Annotated in this window: 18 protein-coding genes; 6 read left to right on the forward strand and 12 right to left on the reverse strand. The window is 71.1% G+C overall.

From position 1 onward, the window contains the following. Positions 1-5 precede the first annotated feature (5 nt). From BO39_RS19940 to lepA, 7 genes are all read right to left on the reverse strand, one after another. The gene (locus BO39_RS19940) at positions 6-1,628 is read right to left on the reverse strand and encodes a carboxyl transferase domain-containing protein (protein WP_043836733.1); all 1,623 of its coding nucleotides are present in this window, start codon (positions 1,626-1,628) and stop codon (positions 6-8) included. Further along, positions 1,628-2,806 (reverse strand): isovaleryl-CoA dehydrogenase, encoded by a 1,179-nt coding sequence (locus BO39_RS19945; RefSeq protein WP_043836736.1) that lies wholly within the window; start codon positions 2,804-2,806, stop codon positions 1,628-1,630. The genes BO39_RS19940 and BO39_RS19945 overlap by 1 nt, the downstream gene beginning before the upstream one ends. Before the next feature lie 49 nt (positions 2,807-2,855). Beyond that, complete coding sequence (gene xdhB / locus BO39_RS19950; protein WP_043836738.1) at positions 2,856-5,168, reverse strand: xanthine dehydrogenase molybdopterin binding subunit; 2,313 nt, start codon at positions 5,166-5,168, stop codon at positions 2,856-2,858. After that, positions 5,168-6,538: a xanthine dehydrogenase small subunit gene (locus BO39_RS19955; protein WP_052402343.1), complete on the reverse strand. Its 1,371-nt coding sequence runs from the start codon at positions 6,536-6,538 to the stop codon at positions 5,168-5,170. Before BO39_RS19955 ends, xdhB begins: the two co-directional genes overlap by 1 nt. A 57-nt stretch (positions 6,539-6,595) precedes the next feature. Further along, positions 6,596-6,958 carry a response regulator gene (locus BO39_RS19960; protein ID WP_043836740.1) on the reverse strand — a complete coding sequence of 121 codons (363 nt, stop codon included), beginning with the start codon at positions 6,956-6,958 and terminating at the stop codon, positions 6,596-6,598. Positions 6,959-7,078: 120 nt separating this feature from the next. Beyond that, positions 7,079-8,074, reverse strand: a complete 996-nt coding sequence (locus BO39_RS19965; protein ID WP_043836743.1) for a tripartite tricarboxylate transporter substrate binding protein BugD — start codon at positions 8,072-8,074, stop codon at positions 7,079-7,081. A 102-nt stretch (positions 8,075-8,176) separates the two neighbouring features. Next, positions 8,177-9,982, reverse strand: coding sequence for a translation elongation factor 4 (lepA, locus tag BO39_RS19970; RefSeq protein ID WP_043836745.1), 1,806 nt, complete (start codon positions 9,980-9,982; stop codon positions 8,177-8,179). Positions 9,983-10,143: 161 nt separating this feature from the next. On the opposite strand from lepA, the gene BO39_RS19975 reads away from it, so the two are divergent. Next, entirely contained in the window at positions 10,144-10,716 is a 573-nt protein-coding gene (locus tag BO39_RS19975) for a PadR family transcriptional regulator (protein ID WP_043836747.1), read from the forward strand. Then, entirely contained in the window at positions 10,713-11,537 is an 825-nt protein-coding gene (locus tag BO39_RS19980) for a siderophore-interacting protein (RefSeq protein WP_043836750.1), read from the forward strand. Before BO39_RS19975 ends, BO39_RS19980 begins: the two co-directional genes overlap by 4 nt. 7 nt (positions 11,538-11,544) lie before the next feature. On the opposite strand, the gene BO39_RS19985 is transcribed toward BO39_RS19980, so the two are convergent. The 5 genes from BO39_RS19985 to rpmI all read right to left on the reverse strand — a co-directional run bounded on the left by BO39_RS19985 (position 11,545) and on the right by rpmI (position 16,513). After that, complete coding sequence (locus BO39_RS19985; protein WP_043836849.1) at positions 11,545-12,123, reverse strand: peroxidase-related enzyme; 579 nt, start codon at positions 12,121-12,123, stop codon at positions 11,545-11,547. A gap of 55 nt (positions 12,124-12,178) precedes the next feature. Further along, the gene (gene pheT / locus BO39_RS19990) at positions 12,179-14,674 is read right to left on the reverse strand and encodes a phenylalanine--tRNA ligase subunit beta (protein WP_043836752.1); all 2,496 of its coding nucleotides are present in this window, start codon (positions 14,672-14,674) and stop codon (positions 12,179-12,181) included. Between the two features lie 3 nt (positions 14,675-14,677). Then, a complete protein-coding gene (gene pheS / locus BO39_RS19995; protein ID WP_043836754.1) occupies positions 14,678-15,760 on the reverse strand; it encodes a phenylalanine--tRNA ligase subunit alpha in 1,083 nt (360 codons plus the stop codon). A gap of 144 nt (positions 15,761-15,904) precedes the next feature. After that, complete coding sequence (rplT, locus tag BO39_RS20000; RefSeq protein ID WP_043836756.1) at positions 15,905-16,288, reverse strand: 50S ribosomal protein L20; 384 nt, start codon at positions 16,286-16,288, stop codon at positions 15,905-15,907. An 18-nt stretch (positions 16,289-16,306) separates the two neighbouring features. After that, on the reverse strand, positions 16,307-16,513 hold the full coding sequence (rpmI, locus tag BO39_RS20005) for a 50S ribosomal protein L35 (protein WP_043836759.1): 207 nt from the start codon (positions 16,511-16,513) through the stop codon (positions 16,307-16,309). A 227-nt stretch (positions 16,514-16,740) separates the two neighbouring features. Here rpmI and BO39_RS20010 point away from each other — a divergent pair, with 227 nt between their 5' ends. The 4 genes from BO39_RS20010 to dapF are packed head-to-tail and all read left to right on the forward strand — an operon-like array spanning position 16,741 to position 20,296. Further along, positions 16,741-17,478, forward strand: coding sequence for a metallophosphoesterase family protein (locus BO39_RS20010; RefSeq protein WP_043836762.1), 738 nt, complete (start codon positions 16,741-16,743; stop codon positions 17,476-17,478). 5 nt (positions 17,479-17,483) lie between these two features. After that, positions 17,484-18,884: a serine/threonine protein kinase gene (locus BO39_RS20015; protein WP_043836765.1), complete on the forward strand. Its 1,401-nt coding sequence runs from the start codon at positions 17,484-17,486 to the stop codon at positions 18,882-18,884. Continuing rightward, a complete protein-coding gene (locus BO39_RS20020; protein ID WP_052402344.1) occupies positions 18,881-19,420 on the forward strand; it encodes a deaminase in 540 nt (179 codons plus the stop codon). The genes BO39_RS20015 and BO39_RS20020 overlap by 4 nt, the downstream gene beginning before the upstream one ends. Before the next feature lie 45 nt (positions 19,421-19,465). Then, entirely contained in the window at positions 19,466-20,296 is an 831-nt protein-coding gene (gene dapF, locus BO39_RS20025) for a diaminopimelate epimerase (protein ID WP_043836767.1), read from the forward strand. The last annotated feature ends 329 nt before the right edge of the window (positions 20,297-20,625 follow it).

Here is a 20,625-nt window from a genome sequence, read left to right on the forward strand (position 1 = left end):
GACCGTCACATCCGGAACAGGCCGAAGCCCGGCTTGCGATCGGCCCAGGACTCGATGGGCGCGTTCAGCGCGGCGCTGATGGAGAGGGCGAGCACGATCCGCGTATCGGCGGGATCGATGATGCCATCGTCCCACAACCGTGCGGTGGCGTAGTAGGGACTTCCCTGCGTCTCGTACTGCTCGCGCAGCGGCGCCTTGAAGCGCTCCTCCTCCTCGGCCGTCCAGGTGCCACCGCGGGCCTCGATGGCGTCGCGCCGGATGGTGGAGAGGACGGAGGCCGCCTGCTCCCCGCCCATCACGCCGATCCGCGCGTTCGGCCACATGAAGAGGAAACGGGGCGAGTAGGCGCGGCCGCACATGCCGTAATTACCCGCCCCGAAGCTGCCGCCGATCACCACGGTGAACTTCGGCACCGTCGCGGTCGCCACCGCTGTCACCAGCTTCGCGCCATCCTTGGCAATGCCGCCGCTCTCGTACTTCCGGCCCACCATGAAGCCCGTGATGTTCTGCAGGAAGACGAGCGGGATGCCGCGCTGGCAGCACAGCTCGATGAAATGCGCTCCCTTCTGCGCGCTTTCCGAGAAGAGCACGCCGTTGTTGGCAAGGATGCCCACGGGATAGCCGTGCAGCCGCGCGAAGCCGGTGACGAGGGTGGGGCCGTAGAGCGGCTTGAACTCGTCGAACTCCGAGGCGTCCACCAGCCGAGCGATCACCTCCCGCACGTCATAGGGCTGGCGCAGGTCTGCCGGGATCAGCCCGTGAATATCCTGCGGGTCGTAGGCCGGCGGCCGCGGCGGCGCGATATCGAGCGAGACGGACTTCCGCGTGTTCAGCCCCGCCACGATACGCCTCGCGATGCCGAGCGCGTGGGCATCATTCTCGGCCATGTGGTCCGTCACGCCGGAGATGCGGGAATGCACCTCCGCGCCGCCGAGGTCCTCGGCCGAGACGACCTCGCCGGTGGCGGCTTTCACCAGCGGCGGCCCGGCAAGGAAGATGGTGCCCTGGTTCCGCACGATGACGCTCTGGTCGGACATGGCCGGCACATAGGCGCCGCCCGCGGTGCAGCTTCCCATCACCACCGCGATCTGCGGGATGCCCTTCGCGGACATGTTCGCCTGGTTGAAGAAGATCCGCCCGAAATGGTCGCGATCGGGGAAGACCTCGTCCTGATTCGGCAGGTTCGCGCCGCCGGAATCCACGAGGTAGAGGCAGGGCAGGCGGTTCCCCTCGGCGATCTCCTGTGCGCGGAGATGCTTTTTCACCGTCAGCGGGAAATAGGTGCCGCCCTTCACCGTGGCGTCGTTCGCCACGATCATGCATTCGCGCCCTTCGACGCGGCCGATGCCCGTGATGAGCCCGGCGGAGGGCACCTCGTCGTTATAGAGCCCCCCGGCCGCAAGCTGCCCAATCTCGAGGAAGGGCGACGCGGGGTCGATGAGCGTGCGCACGCGATCGCGCGGCAGCAGCTTGCCGCGGGAGAGGTGCTTCTCCCGCGCCGGCTCGCCGCCGCCCTGGCGCACACGGTCCGCCCGCGCGCGCAGGTCCTCGACCAGCGCGCGCATCCGCCCCGCGTTCTCCGCGAACTCCGGGGAGCGTGTGTCGAGGGCCGTGGGAAGCGCCGGCATCACGCGGTCTCGGCGAATAGCTCGCGCCCGATCAGCATTCGCCGGATCTCGCTCGTGCCGGCGCCAATCTCGTAGAGCTTTGCGTCGCGCAGCAGGCGGCCGGTGGGATAGTCGTTGATGTAGCCGTTGCCGCCCAGTGCCTGGATCGCCTCCAGCGCCATCCAGGTGGCCTTCTCCGCGGCGTAGAGGATGGCGCCCGCCGCGTCCTTCCGCGTCGTCTGCCCGCGGTCGCAGGCCTTCGCCACGGTGTAGACATAGGCCTTGGCCGCGGACATCACCGTGTACATGTCGGCGATCTTGCCCTGCATGAGCTGGAACTCGCCGATCGCTTGGCCGAACTGCTTCCTGTCGTGGACATAGGGCAGGACGATATCCAGGCAGGCCTGCATGATGCCCAGCGGGCCGGCGGCCAGCACGGCGCGTTCGTAGTCGAGGCCGCTCATCAGCACGTTCACGCCGCGGCCCTCGCTCCCGAGCAGGTTCTCGGCAGGAACCTCGCAATCCTCGAAGACCAGCTCCCCGGTGTTGGAGCCGCGCATGCCCAGCTTGTCGAGCTTCTGCGCGGTGGAGAAGCCCTTGAAGCCGCGCTCGATGAGGAAGGCCGTGATGCCGCGCGGCCCCGCCTCGGGATCGGTCTTGGCATAGACCACCAGTACGTCCGCGTCGGGCCCGTTGGTGATCCAGAACTTCCCGCCGTTGAGGATGTAGCGATCGCCCCGCCGCTCGGCGCGCGTGCGCATCCCCACCACGTCCGAGCCCGCGCCCGGTTCGCTCATCGCGAGCGCGCCGACATGCTCCCCACTGATCAGCTTAGGAAGGTAACGCGCCTTCTGCTCCGCATTCCCGTTCCGCGCGATCTGGTTCACGCAGAGGTTCGAGTGCGCCCCATAGGAGAGGCCGACGCTGGCCGAGGCCCGGCTCACCTCTTCCATCGCCACGCAGTGCTCGAGATAGCCCATGCCGGCGCCGCCATATTCCTCGGGCGCGGTGATGCCGAGCAGGCCGAGGTCGCCGAACTTGCGCCAGAGATCGGCCGGAAAGTCGTTGCTGCGGTCGATCTCGGCGGCGCGCGGCGCGATCTCGCGGGCGGCGAAGGCGGCGACCTGGTCCCGCAGCGCATCGGCGGTCTCGCCGAGATAGTAGTCGAGGCCCCTGAAGCCGGTGAGGCTGTTGCTCATGCCGTTCCCTCTGTCCCGCTCAGACGGCGGGTAGAGGGAACGGTATAAGTCAGGACTGCTGACCGCAAGCGCCGCGGCGGGCGGCCATCAGCAGTCGCTCGGGCGTCGCCGGCAAGTCCAGCCGGTCCACGCCCGCGGCGTCCCGCAGCGCGTTCCAGACAGCCGTTGCCAGCATCACCGGCGGCTCGCCCACGGCCTTGGAGCGGAAGACCGTGTCGGCCCGAGCCGGCGCGCCCTCCAGCAGCCGCACGTTCATCACGGCCGGGACGTCGCGCGAGCCCGGGACCTTGTAGGTGGAGGGGCCGAGGGTCCGGAGTCGGCCCTGGTCGTCCCACCACAGCTCCTCGCAGGTGAGATAGCCCAGGCCCTGCACGAAGGCGCCCTCGATCTGCCCACGGTCCACGGCCGGGTTGAGGGAGCGGCCGCAGTCCTGCACCAGGTCCGTCCGGATCATCCGGTGCTCGCCGGTCAGCAGGTCCAGCTCCACCTCCGCGACGGCGGCGCCGTAGGAAAAGTAGAAATAGGGCTCGCCCTTCAGCGCCACGGGGTCCCAGTGCAGCCCGGGCGTCCGGTAGAAGCCGGTGGAGGAAAGCGAGACGCGCGCCTGGACGCAGCGATGCGCCAGCTCGCCGAAGCGCATCCGGTGGTTGCCGGCGAAGACCTCATCGTCCTCAAAGGCGATTTCCTCCGGCCGCACGCCCCATTCCGTTGCGGCGAGTTCCGCCATGCGGGTGCGGATGGTGGTCGCCGCGATCTGCGCGGCCCAGCCATTGAGGTCGGAGCCGGTGCTGGCGGCGGTCGGCGCCGTGTTCGGCACCTCCGCCGTGCTCGTCGCGGTGATCCGCACCCGCTCGACCGGCACGCCAAAGACACCGGCGACGACCTGGGCGATCTTGATGAACAGCCCCTGGCCCATCTCCGTGCCGCCATGGTTCAGCCGGATCGAGCCGTCCTCGTAAACGTGGACGAGGGCGCCCGCCTGGTTCATCGACAGGATGCCGAAGGAGATGCCGAAGGCGAGGACGAAGCTGCCGAGGCCGCGCTTCACCACCTCGTTCCGCGCGTTGAAGGCGTCCACCTCCGCGCGCCGCCGGGCCCAGTCGGCGCCGTCGCGGCACTCCGCCCAGACGCGGCGAAGGAGGTCGCCCTCCAGCTTCTGACCATAGGGCGTCGCGTCGTCGTTTTCCCCGCCCGCGAGGTTGCGCTCCCGCACCGCCTCCTGGGTGATGCCAAGGCTGCGGGCGATGCGGTGGGTCACATCTTCCATCAGCAGCACGCCCTGCGGCCCGCCGAAGCCGCGGAAGGCGGTGTTGCTCACCGTGTTCGTCTTGCAGGCCGCGCCGAAGATCCGCACGGCCGGCACGTCAAGGCAGTTCAGCGCGTGGGTGACGGAGCGGAACACCACGCCCGCCGAAAGATCCACGCTGTGCCCGCCATCGGCCGCGAGCGTGGCATCGAGCGCGAGAATGCGGCCCGTCTCGTCGCACCCTGCTTCCCAGCGGAAGAGCATCGGATGGCGCTTCCCGGTTGCGGCCATGTCCTGCTTGCGCCCGAGGCGCAGCTTCACCGGCCGCCCGGTCCGCCGCGCCGCCAGTGCCGCGCAGGCCGCCACCCAGGAGGCGTTGCTCTCCTTCCCCCCGAAGCCGCCGCCCAGCCGCCGCACTTGCACGGAGATCCGGTTGTGGTCGCAGCCGAGAATGCGTGCCGAGATGTGCTGCACCTCCGTCGGGTGCTGGGTGGAGGAGTGGATGACGAGGTCCCCGTCCTCCCCCGGAACGGCGAGGGCGATCTGCCCCTCCAGGTAGAAGTGCTCCTGCCCGCCCGCATGGAAGGTGCCGGAAAGGCGGCGCGGCGCGGCGGCAATGGCGGCCGGCGCGTCGCCGCGCGTCATCACGCTCGGCGGCATCAGGAAGGCGCCTGAGTCGAGCGCCTCCTCGACCGAGAGCACCGGGCGGAGCGATTCGATCTCGGGCCGCACGGCGGCGGCGCCGGCGAGCGCCGCGTCGCGCGTCTCGCCGACCACGATGGCGAGCGGCTGGCCCCAGTACTCTACCAGCCCCTCGGCCAGCATGTGTTCCTGCGGCCGACGCGCCTGGGCGATATCGTTCCGGCCGGGGATGTCGCCTGGCCCGATCGCCGCCACCACGCCGGGCACCGCCAGCGCCGGGGAGAGGTCGATCGGCGCCAGCCGTCCATGTGCCACCGGCGAGAGCACGAGCGCCGCGTGCAGCAGGCCCGCGGGGATCGGCAGGTCGTCGGTGAAGCGTGCCTCGCCGGTTGTGTGCTTCAGCGCGCTGTCCTGGCGGAGCGACGCGCCGGGGCCGGAAAGGTCGCGGCCGAGATGGTGAAGGGGGGTGTCCATCACGCGGCCTCCGCCTGGCGGTGCCAGAGCCTTCGGAGAAGGTTGCCCGCAGCCAGCCGCCGGTACTCCGCGCTCGCGCGGAGGTCGGAAAGGGGCGCGATGGCCGCTTCCAGCGCAGCGGCCGCCGCCTCCACGGTCTCTCGTTTCCAGGGCTGGCCGAGGAGTGCGACCTCGGCCGGGGCGCAGCGCTCCGCCCGCGGTCCCGTGCCGCCCAGTGCGATCCGCGCCAGCGCGACCCGCCCCCGCTCCAGCCGGATCACGGCCGAGAGCCCGACCGTCGTGATGTCCTGGTCCGGCCGCTTGGATAGCTTCTCCGCCACGAAGAGGGCGCCCGCGGGGGGGCGGGGAATCAGGACGTCCTGGATCACCTCGCCGGACTGCAGGGCATTGGTGCGGTAGCCCGTGAGGAATTCCTCTACCGCCATCTCGCGCGTCCCTTCCGGCCCAACGAGGCGGAGCGTGGCACCAAGCGCGAGCAGCGGCGGTAGTGCGTCGCCGATCGGGGAAGCGGTGCCGAGATTGCCCCCGATCGTTCCCATGCCCCGGATCTGGCGCGAGCCGAGGCGCCGCAGCAGCCCTGCGAACGGCGCCATGGCGGGGTCCGCCGCACAGGCCGCGAGCAGCCGCCGGTAGCTCGCCGCAGCCCCGACGCGCAGACCTTCCGGCCCCGCCTCCAGCCCGTTCAGCTCGGGTACGTCGGAGAGGCAGATCACCAGCGCCGGCGCCTCCCGCTTCTCGGAGACGCGCAGGCCCAGATCGGTGCCGCCCGAGAGCAGCCAGGCGTCGGGATGCGCGGCGCGCAGGGCGAGAAGCGCCTCCAGCGTTGCCGGGCGATGGAATACCTGCCCAGCCGCCTCCAGCCGCGTGGCCAAGCCGGAGGGCGCGGGCGCGGGCGCAGCGCCGTCGTCATGCAGCCCGCCGATGGCCTCGACAATCGGTCGATAACCCGTGCAGCGGCAGAGATTACCCGCCAGTGCGTCGTGCACGTCGCCGCCCTCGCGCGAATGGGCCCAGGCGGTCATGACGATGCCGGGGGTGCAGAAGCCGCATTGGGTGGCATCTGCCTCGGCCAGGGCGCGCTGAATGGGGTGCGGCGCCGCAGGGCTGCCCAGCCCCTCCACCGTCCGCAGCGCGCGCCCGTGCACCTGGCCGAGCATCGCGAGGCAGGCGTTGACGGGCACGCGGGCGCCGTCCGCCTCCTCGATCACGACGGTGCAGGCGCCGCAGTCGCCCTCCGCACAGCCCTCCTTCGTGCCGGTCAGCCCGGCAGGGCCGCGCAACCAGTCGAGCAGCGTCATGGTGGGGGAAGTGCCCGGCGGCAGCGCGCGGTGCGTGCCGTTCAGGGTGAAGACGATGGGGCCGGTGGTCATGCCCGGGAGTTTAGCAAGCCGCGGGCCGCGGGCCAGCGGCGGCCGTCCACCGGGGCGTCAGGCCCCCGGCAGGCGCGCCAGCGCGGCGGTCAGGTCCTCGGGCGCATAGGGCTTGGCCAGGACCGGGATGCCCGCCAGCCGCTGCGGCAGGCCCGCCGCGCCGTAGCCGGAGGCCACCACGAAGGGCACCTCCATGCGCAGCAGGGCGTCTGCCACCGGTTCCGAGGTCTCGCCCGCCAGGTTCAGGTCCAGCACCGCCAGATCGGGCTTGTCCTGCTCCAGCATGGCCAGGGCTTCGGCCACAGTGGCAACGGGGCCGAGAACCACGACGCCTGCATCGGCGAGCGTATCCTCGACCAGCATAGCAACCAGCGTCTCGTCCTCAACAACCAGGACCCGTCGTCCGGTCAGGCTCGCCATTCAGGCAGTCTCCGTCGGTTGCTTTTCCGCGCTGAACGCGGCGTTAAGCATCGGCGTGGCCTCAGGCCGCCCCCCTGTCAAGGGTGGCGGGGAGGAGACCCGAGGGGGATAACGGAAGGTTCAGTCCGCGTACTGCCCGGCCGCCTGGATGATCGGCCGCCACTTGGCGATGTCGGCCTGCCAGTAGGCGCGGTGGGCCTCCGGCGTCGCGCGCTCCTGGCTCACCGGGGCGGTGCCCAGCTCGGCGAAGCGGGCAACGAGCCGCTCGTCCCGCAGTGCCCCCTGCAGGGAACGGGAAAGGCGATTCAGAATGGCGGCGTCCGTGCCCTTAGGCGCGTAGAGGCCGTGCCAGACCGAAACCTCGAAGCCCGGCAGACCGGCCTCGGCGGCCGTGGGCAGCTCCGGTAGGGCGGCGTTGCGCTCGTTGGTCGTGACGGCGAAGGCGCGCACGGCGCCGGAGCGGATCTGCTGCGTCGTGTTGGTGGTCTGGTCGCACATCAGGTCCACCGTGCCGCCGATGAGGTCGGTCATGGCGGGGCCGGTGCCGCGGTAGGGAATGGTCGTCACCTGGGTCTGCACCGCCGACTGGAGCAGCAGGCCGCAGAGGTGCGAGGCCGCGCCGACGCCGGCATTGGCGAGGTTGATGCTCTGCTTCTGCTCTCGGATCACCCTCACCATCTCGGCGAGGTTGGCGGCCGGGAAGTCCTTCTTCGCGATGATCGTCATCGGCACCTCGGTGACGAGGCCGATCGGCTCGAAGCCGTTCACCGGGTCATAGGCGAGGCGGCGGTAGAGCGTGGGGGTGGTGCCCATGCCGATGTGGTGCAGCAGCAGGGTATAGCCGTCCGGCCGCGCCTGGGCGACGCGCTGGGCGCCGAGCGTGCCGCCCGCGCCGCCGACATTCTCCACCACCACGGGTTGGCCGAGGTCGCGGGACATGAGTTCCGCCACAAGGCGCGTCACCACGTCGGTCGGCCCGCCGGCGGCGAAGGGAACGATGACGCTGATCGGCCGGTTCGGATAGCCGGCCTGGGCCCTTGCCAACCCCGGCAGCAGGGTGGTCGTGCCAAGGGCGGTGGCAAGCGCCAGGGCGCGGCGGCGCGTCAGCTGATTCATGAACCCGGGGTTCCCTCTTTATTGCAGGCAGGAAAGATAACGGGGCGGTCGCAGAAATGCGACTGCCCTGTCAAGCCTGACGTAAAGGTCCCCTGGCCGCGCTCAGGAATCCATCTTCAGCGCGGCGATGAAGGCGCTCTGCGGGATCTCCACCTTGCCGAACTGCCGCATGCGCTTCTTGCCCTCCTTCTGCTTGTCGAGGAGCTTGCGCTTGCGGGAGATGTCGCCGCCGTAGCACTTCGCCGTCACGTCCTTGGACATCGCGCCGATCGTCTCGCGCGCGATCACGCGGCCGCCGATCGCCGCCTGGATGGGGATCTTGAAGAGCTGGCGGGGGATGAGGTCCTTCAGCTTCTCGCAGATCGAGCGCCCGCGCCGCTCCGCCTGGCTACGGTGCGCCATGAAGGAGAGGGCATCCACCGGCTCGTTGTTCACGAGGATGCTGATCTTCACGAGGTCGCCCTCCTCGTAGCCGTCCATCTGGTAGTCGAAGGAGGCGTAGCCGCGGGAGATCGACTTCAGCCGGTCGTAGAAGTCGAAGACCACCTCGTTCAGCGGCAGGCGGTACACGGCCATGGCGCGGGTGCCGACATAGGTCAGCTCCACCTGCTGGCCGCGCCGCTCGCTGCACAGGGTCAGGATGTTGCCCAGGTACTCGTCGGGCACGAAGATCGTCGCCTTGATCCAGGGCTCCTGGATGCTGTCGATCAGCGTCGGGTCCGGCATGTCCGCGGGGTTGTGCAGCTCCCGCTCCACGCCGCTGTTCATCCGCATCTTGTAGACGACCGAGGGCGCGGTCGCGATGAGGTCGAGGTCGAACTCGCGCGACAGACGCTCCTGGATGATCTCAAGGTGCAGCAGGCCGAGGAAGCCGCAGCGGTAGCCGAAGCCGAGCGCCGCCGAGCTCTCCGCCTCGAAGTGGAAGGAGCTGTCGTTCAGCCGCAGCTTGGCCAGGCTGTCCCGCAGTTTCTCGAAGTCGTCGGCATCGACGGGGTAGAGGCCGCACCACACCACCGGGATGGAGGGCTTGAAGCCCGCCAGCGGCTCGGCCGCCGGGCGGCGGTCGTCGGTGATGGTGTCGCCGACATTGGTGTCCGCCACGGTTTTGATCGCGGCGTTGATGTAGCCCATCTCGCCCGGCCCGAGCGATTCGACCCCCTGCATCTTCGGCCTGAAGACGCCGACGTGCTCGATGACATGGGTGGAGCCCGCCGCCATCATCCGGATCTTCTGCCCCTTGCGGAGCCGCCCCTCCTTCACCCGCACGAGGATGACGACGCCGAGATAGGGGTCGTACCAGCTGTCCACCAGCAGCGCCTGGGTCGGCGCCTCGGCGTCGCCCTTCGGCGGGGGCAGGCGGGTGACGATGGCCTCCAGCACGCCCTCGATGTTCAGCCCGGTCTTGGCGGAGATCATCACGGCATCATCCGCCGGCAGGCCGATCACGTCCTCGATCTGCTGCTTCACCCGATCGGGTTCCGCCGCCGGCAGGTCCACCTTGTTCAGGATCGGGACGATCTCGTGTCCCGCGTCCAACGCCTGGTAGACATTGGCCAGCGTCTGCGCCTCCACGCCCTGGGAGGCATCCACCACGAGCAGGCTGCCCTCGCAGGCGGCAAGGCTGCGCGAGACCTCGTAGGCGAAGTCCACGTGGCCGGGCGTGTCCATGAGGTTCAGGACGTAGTCGAGCCCGTCCTTCGCCCTGTAGTCGAGGCGCACGGTCTGCGCCTTGATGGTGATCCCGCGCTCCTTCTCGATCTCCATGTTGTCGAGCACCTGTTCCGTCATCTCGCGGGCGGAGAGGCCCCCGGTGAGCTGGATCAGGCGGTCGGCGAGCGTGGATTTCCCGTGGTCGATATGCGCGATGATCGAGAAGTTGCGGATACGGTCGAGCGGCGTGTCGGGCATGTGGTTCCGGTGGCGGCGGGGGAGGCGCGGCTGGCCCGCACGTTCTTCCGGGGTCAGATAAGGCAGCCGGGCCCCGGGACCAAGCGCTGCCTTTCCTCTTGCCATCGGCCAACAGCATTCGATATAGGTTTCGATATATCTAAACCCTATCGGAGAGCTTCATGTTTCCCCATTTCCTCCGCGGCTCCTGGGACCCCGGCCGCCGCTTCCACCGCGACGGCCCGTTTTCCGGCCGCCATGAGCACCAAGGCCACCACCGCCGTGGCCGCCACGGCGGGCGCTTCTTCGAGACGGGCGACCTTCGCCTCGTCATCCTGCGGCTGATCGCCGAGCGCCCGCGCCACGGCTACGAGCTGATCAAGGCGATCGAGGAGCGGCTTTCCGGCGCCTATTCGCCGAGCCCCGGCGTGGTCTACCCGACCCTCACGCTCCTCGAGGAACTCGGCCAGATCGCCGTCGCCAGCACCGAGGGCGGCCGCAAGCTCTACGCAGTGACGCCCGAGGGCGAGCGCGTGCTGGCCGAGAGCAAGGGAGAGGCCGACGCCCTCTTCGCGCGCATGGACGCGGCGGCCGGCGGCCGGGCGGACGGCTCCGCCCTTCAGGCGGTGCGCGCCATGCACAACCTGAAGATGGCGCTCCGCCTCCGCCTCTCGCGCGGTGCCCTCTCGGAGGAACAACTCCGGCGCATCGTTTCCCTCATCGACCAGGCGGCCGTGGAGGTAGAGCGGGTATGACCGACGCCATCCCCGAGGCGCGGCTGGGCCGCCGCGTCCGCCACGAGCTGCGCCGCCGCGTGCTGGAGGTGCGGCGGGTGGAGCACCTCACCCCCCGCATGCTCCGCGTCACCCTCGGCGGCGCCGACCTGGAGGGCTTTCACAGCGCCTCCTTCGACGACCATATGAAGCTCTTCCTTCCCGTCCCGGGGCAGGACGAGCCGAGCATGCCGGTGATGGGGCCGAACGGTCCCGTCTTCGCGGAGGGCGCGCCGCGCTCGCCCGCACGGGACTACACTCCGCGCCGCCACGATCCGGTGCAGGGCGAGCTGGCGGTCGACTTTGCCCTCCACGCCGAGGGGCCGGCAACCGAGTGGGCCGCTGCCGTCAGACCGGGCGCGAAGCTCGGCGTGGGCGGCCCGCGCGGCTCCTTCGTCCTCCCCGACGACCTCGACTGGTACATCCTGGCCGGGGACGAGACCGCGCTGCCCGCCATCGGGCGCCGCCTGGAGGAACTACCCGCGACCGCCCGAGTGACCGCCATTATCGAGGTGGCCGATGCCGCCGAGCGGCAGGACCTGCCCGCCCGCCCCGGCCTCGAGATCCACTGGCTGGAGCGCAACGGCGCCCCGGCGGGCGAGGCCGAACGCCTCGAAGCCGCGCTCTCCGCCATCGCTATCCCTCCCGGTGAGGGGCACGCCTGGGTCGCCTGCGAGTTGGAGGCTGCCCGGCGGCTGCGGCGCGTCCTGACGGAGCATCACGGCCTACCGAAGGAGCGGGTGAAGGCCGCGGGCTACTGGCGCCGGGGAGCGGCGGCCTCCCACGAGGTGGTAGGGGATTGAGGGGGCCTTACCGCCGCCCAAGCATGTGGAACTCCACGTTCGGCCGCAGGTCCGTCGCATTCGCCAACCGGTTAGACATGGAGAAGAAGGCGGCAATGGCGCCGATGTCCCAGGCCTCGTCCTCGGTGAAGCCGGCGGCGGCGAGGGCCGCGTGGTCCTCCTCACCGACCAGGTGGGACGCAGTCCCGACCTTCAGCGCGTAGTCCAGCATCGCGCGCTGGCGCGGCGGCAGCCCGGCCTTGCGGTAGTTCGTGGCGACGAGGTCCGCCACCAGCGGGTCCTTCGCCCGCACGCGCAGGATCGCGCCATGCGCCACCACGCAGTACTGGCAGGAATGCGCGGCGGAGACGGCCACGACGATCATCTCCCGCTCCGCCGCCGTCAGTCCCTCGCGCTTCTCCATGAGGGCGTCGTGATAGGCGACGAAGGCGCGGAACTCCGCCGGGCGGCGGGCGAGGAGGAGGAAGACGTTGGGCACGAAGCCCGCCTTCTCCTGCACGGCCAGGATCCGCTCCCGAATGTCCTCGGGCAGGGTGCCCAGCTCCGGCACCGGGTAGCGGAAGGGGCGGGGGGCGTCCTGCGCCATGGTCGAATCCTCCTGGGCGCCGGCGGGCGCGCGCAGGAGGGTTAGCACGGGCCGCTCAGCCCCGCAGCGTGGCCCCGGTCGCCTTGGTGACGGCCGCGACCACCTTGGCGACGGCGGCCTCGATCTCCGCATCCGTCAACGTGCGCTCGCGGGGCTGGAGAACCACCTCCAGCGCCAGCGAGACCTTGCCCTCCGGCAGGCGGTCGCCGTCGTAGCGGTCGAAGAGGGAGACCTCCGCGATCAGCGCCCGCTCCGCCCCGCGCGCGGCGCGGAGAAGGTTGTCGGCGGGGGTGGTCGCATCCACGAGGAAGGCGAGGTCGCGCCGCACCGGCTGGAAGGCCGGCAGCTCGGGCGCGGCCTTCTTCCGGCGCTTCGGCTCGGGGATCGAATCCAGCAGCACCTCGAAGGCGACTGCCGCCCCGTCGATGCCGAGCGCCGAGAGCACGCGCGGGTGCAGCTCCCCGAAGCGGGCAAGCGGCAGCTTCGGACCGCTCCGCAGCACGCCGGATCGGCCGGGATGATAGAAGCCCGGCGCATCCGTCGTCACGGTCAGGGCTGCAGGCGACAGGCCGAGGGCGAGAAGCACGGCCAGGGCATCGCCCTTCGCGTCCAGCGCGTCCACCGCGCGGGAGGGTTCCAGCGGGTGGCGCGGCGTGTGGCCCAGCCGAACGCCGGCGGCCGTGGCGAGCTGCCCCTCCGGCGCCGGTGAAACGTAGGAGGCGCCGATCTCGAAGAGCGCCACATCCGGAATGCCGCGCGCGAGGTTGCGCCCGGCCGCCAGCAACAGCGTCGCGACCGGCGTGGGCCGCATCTGGTCGAGATCGGCGGCGATCGGGTTCTCCACCCGCAGCGCCTCCGGCACCTCGCCGAAGAGGGCGGCGGTCGCGCGGGCGGTGAAGCCGTAGGTCACGGACTCGGCCAACCCGCGGGCGGCGAGCAGCCGCCGCGCAACGCCCGCGCGCGACTGCCGCGGGGTGAGGGAGGGCAGGGGCAGGGGGCTCGCCACTGGCAGCGAAACGGAGGGAATGGCGTCCAGCCCCTCCAGCCGCAGCACCTCCTCCAGCAGGTCGCACTCTGCCTCGATCGTCTCGACCCCTTCGGCCGCCGCCGCGGCGCGGGCCGGGTCCAGCCCTGGTTCCTGCGCCAGTTCCGTGCCGCCCGCCCGATAGGCAGACGCAGAGGAAGCGACGTCATTGCGCCAGGAGGGGACGGAGACGGTCACCGAAGCGTCATCGCGCGCGGTCAGCCCAAAGCCGAGCGCCTCCAGCGAGGACACAGCCTTGTCCGGCCCAATCGAGGAACCACCCAGCCCCGCGATGCGCTCGAAGCGCAGCGTCGCCTCGCGCTGCCAGGCGGGCTCGGCGCCGGCCTCCGAGATGCTGCTCGCCTCGCCGCCGCAGAGATCGATGATCATCCGCGTCGCGGCTTCCAGCATCGCGCGCTGGGCGGCGGGATCAAGGCCGCGCTCGTTCCGCGCGCGGGCGTCGCTGTGGACCTGATGCCGCCGTCCGGTGAGGGCGATGCGCACGGGGTCGAAGAGCGCGCACTCGATGAAGACCTCGCGCGTGCTCTCATCGCAGCCCGTCGTCTCACCGCCGACGATGGCGGCGAGGCTCTCCACGCCCGCCTCGTCGGCGATGACGATGTCCTCGGGCGTGGGGCGATAGGTCTTGCCGTTCAGCGCCAGGTACTCGTCGCCCTCGCGGCCAAGGCGCATCGTCAGCGTCTTCCCGCGCACCTTCGCCACATCGAAGACGTGCAGCGGGCGGCCGAGGTCGAAGGTGAAGAAGTTCGTCACGTCCACCAGCGCGTTGATCGGCCGCAGGCCGATGGCCGCCAGCCGGTCCTGCATCCACTGGGGGGAGGGCCCGTTCGTCACGCCCCGCACCGCGCGGCCGAGCACCTGGAGGCAGGCGCGGGGATCGTCGATCACCCACTCCAGCGGCGCCGGGTAGGCGGGCGCGACGGGCTCGGGGTTCCAGGGCTTGAGCGTGCCGATCCCGGCTGCCGCCAGGTCGCGCGCAACCCCGCGCACGGCCAGCGCGTCGCCGCGGTTCGGAGTCACGCTGATCTCGATCACGGGATCGCCGAGCTTCGCGTACTCCGCGTAGGAGGCGCCGACGGGCGCGTCCTCCGGCAGGTCCACGATGCCGCTGTGGTCGTCCCCCAGCCCCATCTCGCGGGAGGAGAGCAGCATCGCCTCGCTCTTCACGCCGCGGATCTCGCCGGCCTTCAGCGTGATGCCCGTGCCCGGCACGAAGGCGCCGGGAAGCGCGGCCACGGCCTTCATCCCCGTGCGCGCGTTCGGCGCACCGCAGACGACGGAGCGGATGGTGCCGTCGCCGATATCGACCTTCAGCGCGCGCAGGCGATCCGCATTCGGATGCTGCACCGCCTCCACCACATAGGCGATGCGGAAGGGAGCGAGGGCCGCCGCGCGGTCCTCCACGCCCTCTACCTCAAGCCCGATGGTGTTGAGCGTCGCCAGGATGCGCTCAAGCGGGGCGTCGGTGTCGAGATGGTCGCGCAGCCAGGAGAGGGTGAACTTCATGTCTCAGGCCGCGTCGTGCAGGGTGAAGGGGGAAAGCGGGCTGGTCGCGTAGTGGCGCAGCCAGCGAAGATCGGCCTCGTAGAAGGGCCGCAGGTCGGGGATGCCGTGCTTGAGCATGGTGATCCGCTCGATCCCCATGCCGAAGGCGAAGCCCTGCCACATGCGGGGATCGATCCCCGCATTGGCCAGCACCTTCGGGTGCACCATGCCGCTACCGAGGATTTCCAGCCAGTCGCCGCCCTGGCCCAGCTCGCCGGTCTTCCGGCTCCAGCCGATATCGACCTCCATTGAGGGCTCGGTGAAGGGGAAGTAGCTGGCACGGAAGCGCACCGGCAGGTCCGCGATGCCGAAGAAGGCGCGCAGGAAATCGACCAGCGTACCCTTGAGGTGGCCCATGTGGATGTCGCGGCCAATCACCAGCCCCTCCACCTGGTGGAACATCGGGGAGTGCGTGGCGTCATGGTCCGCGCGCCAGGTGCGGCCGGGCACGATCACGCGGATCGGCGGCTCCTGGGAGAGCATCGTGCGGATCTGCACGGGGCTGGTGTGGGTCCGCAGCACCGGGCGCCGGCCGCCCTCCTGCGCAGTCAGGTAGAAGGTGTCGTGGTCCTGCCGCGCCGGGTGGTGGTCGGGGATGTTGAGGGCGGAGAAGTTGTGCCAGTCGCCCTCGATGTCCGGCCCCTCGGCCACGGCAAAACCCATGGCGCCGAAGAGGGCGATCAGCTCCTCCATGGTGCGGGAGATCGGGTGGATGCTACCAGCCTCTGGGCCCGCGGGCGGTGTGGGGCGCGGGGGCAGGGAAACGTCCAGCCGCTCCGCCGCCAGCCGCGCGTCCAGCGCGAAGGCTTCCAGCATCACCCGGCGGTTCTCGAGGGCGCGCTCGATCTCGCCTTTGAGCACGTTCACCTCGGCGCCGCGCGCGCGGCGCTCATCGGGCGGCAGGGCGCCCAGGCCCTTCAGCAGCGCCGTCACCTGCCCGCTCTTGCCCAGGGCGGCCACGCGCACGGCGTCCAGCGCCCGCAGGTCCTCTGCGCCGGCCATCGCGGCCTCGATATCGGCGCGCAGCATGTCGAGGTCGTCAGCCATTCCCGAACCTGATCCTGATGGCGGCACGGATCGGCCGCGCCGGCGGGGGCCCCATATGCCAAGGGCCGCGCCGCCGGGGAATATCCCGGACAGCGCGGCCCCGGCGATCGTCTGCCTGAGGTCCCGGGGGACCTCCGCCTCGGCTTACTCCGCGGCCTGGGCCTGGGCCTGAGCGGGGAGGGCGCCCTTGGCCTTCTCCACCAGCGCGGCGAAGGAGGTGGGGTCGTCATAGGCGATGGTGGCCATCACCTTGCGGTCCAGCTCAATCCCGGCAGCCTTCAGCCCGGCGATGAAGCGGGAATAGACAATCCCGTTCTCGCGGCACGCTGCGTTGATGCGCTGGATCCACAGCCCGCGGAACTCGCGCTTCTTGTTGCGGCGGTCGCGGTAGGCGTACTGCAGCGCCTTCTCGACGCGCTCGAGCGCGGGGCGGAAGGCGGTGGAGGAACGGCCGACATAGCCCTTGGCGAGCTTGAGGACCTTCTTGTGACGGGCGTGGGCGGTTACGCCGCGCTTAACACGAGCCATTGCTGATCTCCCTCTCGCTTACCGGGGCAGGCCGTAGGGCAGCCAGGTCATCACCGTCTTCGCGTCCTGGTCGCGCAGGACCTGGTTGCCGCGGTTCTGGCGCTTCACCTTCTGCGAGCGGGCGGAGAGGTTGTGGCGCTTCTTGCCCGGGCCGGCGAGAACCTTGCCGGTGGCCGTGATCTTGAAGCGCTTCTTGGCCGAAGACGTCGTCTTCATCTTGGGCATTTCGGTCCTCCTCAGGTGGGGGATGGGACGGCCCCACCTTGCGCCGCCTCCTCGCGGGGGCGGGCCGCACCATGCGGCGGGGGCCGGGACCACGGCCGGGCAGCCCATCGAGGCCCGGGGCGCGTGGAGAGCGGGCGTATAGGGTAATGAAGGACCAGGGGCAAGGGCGAGGCGGCGATCCGGCGGATCCTGGCGTCCGCCCCCGCTCCGCGCGATGATGGGGCGCGATGATCGCCATCCTCTCCGACATCCACGCCAACCGGGAAGCCCTCTCGGCCTGCCTTGCCCACGCGGACAGCGCGGGCGCGACGCGCTTCGTCTTCCTCGGCGACATCGTCGGCTACGGCGCAGATCCCGCCTGGTGCCTCCGCACCGTGATGGACCGCATCGCCCACGGCGCCGTCGCCATCCTCGGCAACCACGACCAGGCGGTCTTCGCCCGCACCACCCGCATGAACGGCCGCGCCGCCGCCGCCATGGACTGGACGCGCGCCCAGCTCAGCCCCGATGCCGGGACGTTCCTGAGGACGCTGCCGCTGGAATACGCCGACGAGGACCGGCTCTTCGTCCATGCCGATGCTTCCGACCCGGCGAGCTGGCGCTACGTCACCGGCCCGCTGGAGGCCCGCCGCAGCTTCGAGGGCACGCCGGCGCGCGTGACGGTCTGCGGCCACGTCCATGTCCCCCGCCTCTTCGGCCTCACCGCGGCCGAGAAATGCACGGCCTTCACCCCCACGCCCGGCATGCCCGTGCCGCTTTCCCGCCCGCGCCGCTGGCTGGCCGTGGTCGGCTCGGTCGGCCAGCCGCGGGACGGCAACCCCGCCGCCGGCTACGCCCTGCTGGACCCCGACACGAGCGAGATGCGCTGGATGCGCGTGCCCTACGACGTGGAGGCCGCGGCCGAGAAGATCCGCCGCGCCGGCCTGCCGGAAAGCCTCGCCACCCGCCTCTTCACCGGGGACTGAGCCGCATGTCGCCGCGCCGCCCGCACCAGGGTGATGAGATCGACGGTTTCATCCTTGGCCGCCCGATCCACCAGGGCGGCATGGCCTCCATCTTCGAGGCGAGCCACCCCGGCCACGCCGTCCCCCTCCTGATGAAGCTGCCGCACCTGGAGGGCGGCGACCCCGCGCAGATCGTCTCTTTCGAGATGGAGCAGATGATCCTGCCCCGCCTCACCGGCCCGCACGTGCCCCGCTTCGTCGCCGCCGCCGGCTTCGAGCGGCAGCCCTATCTCGTCATGGAGCGTATTCCCGGCCCCTCGCTTCTCCTTCGCCTGCGAGAACTGCCACTCGCGATCGAGGAGGTGGCGCTGATCGGCGCCAAGGTGGCCGTCGCGCTGTCGGAGCTGCACCGCCAGCGCGTCTCGCACCTCGACGTGAAGCCGGCGAACATCCTCTTCCGCGACACGCCGGCGGCGGAGGCGGTGCTGGTCGATTTCGGCCTCTCCCACCACGGCCGCCTGCCGGACCTCATCGAGGAGGAGTTCCGTATCCCCTACGGCACCGCTCCTTACATGGCGCCCGAGCAAGCCATGGGCCAGCGGAACGACCCGCGGAGCGACCTCTTCGCCCTCGGCGTGCTGCTCTACCAGTTCACCACGGGCGCGCTGCCCTTCGGGGACCCGCAGCACATCGGCGGGGTGCGGCGCCGCCTCTGGCGCGACGCCGTGCCACCCCGGCGCCTGCGCCCGGAATGCCCGCCCTGGCTGCAGGAGGTGATCCTCCGCTGCCTTGAGGTCGATCCGGCCCGCCGCCACCCCACCGCCGCGCAGCTCGCCTTCGACCTGAACCACCCGGAGGCCGTGCGCCTCACCCCGCGCGCGGAGAAGAAACGGCGCGACGGCTGGCTGAAGGTGCTGGAGCGGCGGGTGAACCAGGACCGCTCCCCCCGCCAGGGCCGCCCGGCCGCCACCGCCCATGCGGCGCCCGTCGTGGTCGTGGCGGTGGACCTGCGCGAGCAGACCGCCCCTCTAGCTGAGGCCCTGCGCGCGAGCGTCGGCAATGTCCTCCGCACCCTGCCGGGCGCGCGGGTGGCCTGTGTGAACGTGCTGCTGGACGGCTACCTCGCCAGCGACCCGCTCCAGGACAACCGCGGCCGCTCCACCCGCGTGCAGCGACTTGTGGAACTGCGCCACTGGGCCGCGCCCCTGGGCCTGGAGGAGGGCCGCATCACCTTCCACGTGCTGGGGGGTTCCGGCGCCGCCGCGCCGCTGCTGGAATACGCCGAGGCGAATGGGGTGGACCATATCGTGATGGGTGCGCGGGCGAATTCGATGATGCGGACGATGCTCGGCTCCGTCTCCGGGGAGGTCGCGGCGAGGGCGCCGTGCAGCGTCACCGTCGTCCGCGCAAGGGAGGCGCAGCCATGACCCAGGAGGCCGAAACCGCCCTGAACCGTTGGGACCGGCGCTACCTGGGCCTCGCCGCCCATATCCGCGAGTGGTCGAAGGACCCGCGCGGCCGCGTCGGCGCCGTGCTGGTGGCGCCCGAGCTGAACCGCATCGTCGCCACCGGCTTCAATGGCTTTCCCAGTCGCGTGGAGGACGACGTGGACCGCCTCTCGGACAAGCCGCGCAAGCTCGAGATGATGGTTCATGCCGAGCAGTCCGCCCTTCTCTTCGCGGGGCGGGAGGCGCGGGGCTGCACGCTCTATGTCGTCGGCAAGCCCGTCTGCAACCACTGCGCGGTGCTCTCGATCCAGGCCGGGGTGCGTCGGGTGGTCGCGGCGCCGCCGCGCAACGGCACCACCTCGGAATGGGACCGGCGCGGCCACATCTCCGCGCGCCTCTTCGTCGAGGCCGGGCTTCGCTTCGACGCGGTGCCGGGCGACCTGCTCGCCACCCTCATGCCCGGGGAGGCCGGAGCCGCCGCCACCCTCGACCCCACGCCCACGCCCGCCGGCTAGCGGCGCCTTCCGGCGCGGCCCCCGGGCGCCTATATCGGCCCCGCGATGATCACCCCCTTCCGCAAGATGCACGGCCTCGGCAACGACTTCGTCGTGCTGGACGCCCGCGCGGCGTCCCTCCCCATCACGCCTGTGCGCGCCGCCGCCATCGCGGACCGGCACCGTGGCATCGGCTGCGACCAGCTCATCGTCATGGAGCCGGGCGGGGAGGGGGCGGATGTCTTCATGCGGATCCTCAACCCCGACGGCTCCGAATCGGGCGCCTGCGGCAACGCCACGCGCTGCGTCGCCGAACTGGCGATGGAGGGCGCCGACCTCGGCACGGCGACGGTTCGCACCCTGTTCGGAGACCTGCCCGCCGAGCGCCTTGCGGACGGCACCATCCGCGTGGACATGGGCTCCCCCCGCCTGGGCTGGCGCGACGTGCCGCTGGCCCGCGAGATGGACACGCTGCACCTGCCCCTCTCGGCCGGGGGCGCGGCCGATCCGGCGGCCCTTTCCATGGGCAACCCGCACGCCACCTTCTTCGTGCCCGACCTCGACGCGCTGGACATCTCGCGCCTAGGCCCGATGCTGGAGCACGACGCCCTCTTCCCCGAGCGCGCGAATATCGGCTTCGCGCAGGTTCTGGCCCCTGGCCACCTGCGCCTGATCGTCTGGGAGCGGGGCGCGGGGCTGACGCTTGCCTGCGGCTCCGGCGCCTGCGCGGCCCTGGTGAACGGCGTGCGGCGCGGCCTGCTGGCGCGCGAGGCGGTGGTCTCCCTGCCCGGCGGGGACCTGCGGATCGGCTGGCGCGATGACGGCCATGTGCTGATGGCCGGACCCACCGCCACGGCATTCACGGGCATGATCGACCTGGACGCCTTCCCGGCGTGAGGCACGCGGCGAGGAGGATGGGATGGCGCTGAAGGACCTGTGGGGCCGGTTCGTCAACCTGGTCACCGAACCCGAGAAGCCCCCGGCGACGGAACCCGAGCCCCCTCCTCCACCACCCCCTCCGGAGGAGGAGCCGCCGGTCCGGGAACCCGACGAGCCCGACCAGATCCCGGAGCCGGAACCGGGAATCGGCGACCCGCCAGCCTCCCCACCGCCGGTCACGGCGGCCCTGCCCGGGCATCTCCTGCCCTCCGTGCCCGGCGTTCCCGGCTTCACGCCGCCCACCCCCGCGCCCCTGCCGGCCGAGGAGGGCGAGTTTCCTCGCGCGC

It is taken from the genome of Roseomonas aerilata DSM 19363 (genome assembly GCF_000711725.1).
Classification (GTDB): Bacteria; Pseudomonadota; Alphaproteobacteria; order Acetobacterales; family Acetobacteraceae; genus Roseomonas; species Roseomonas aerilata.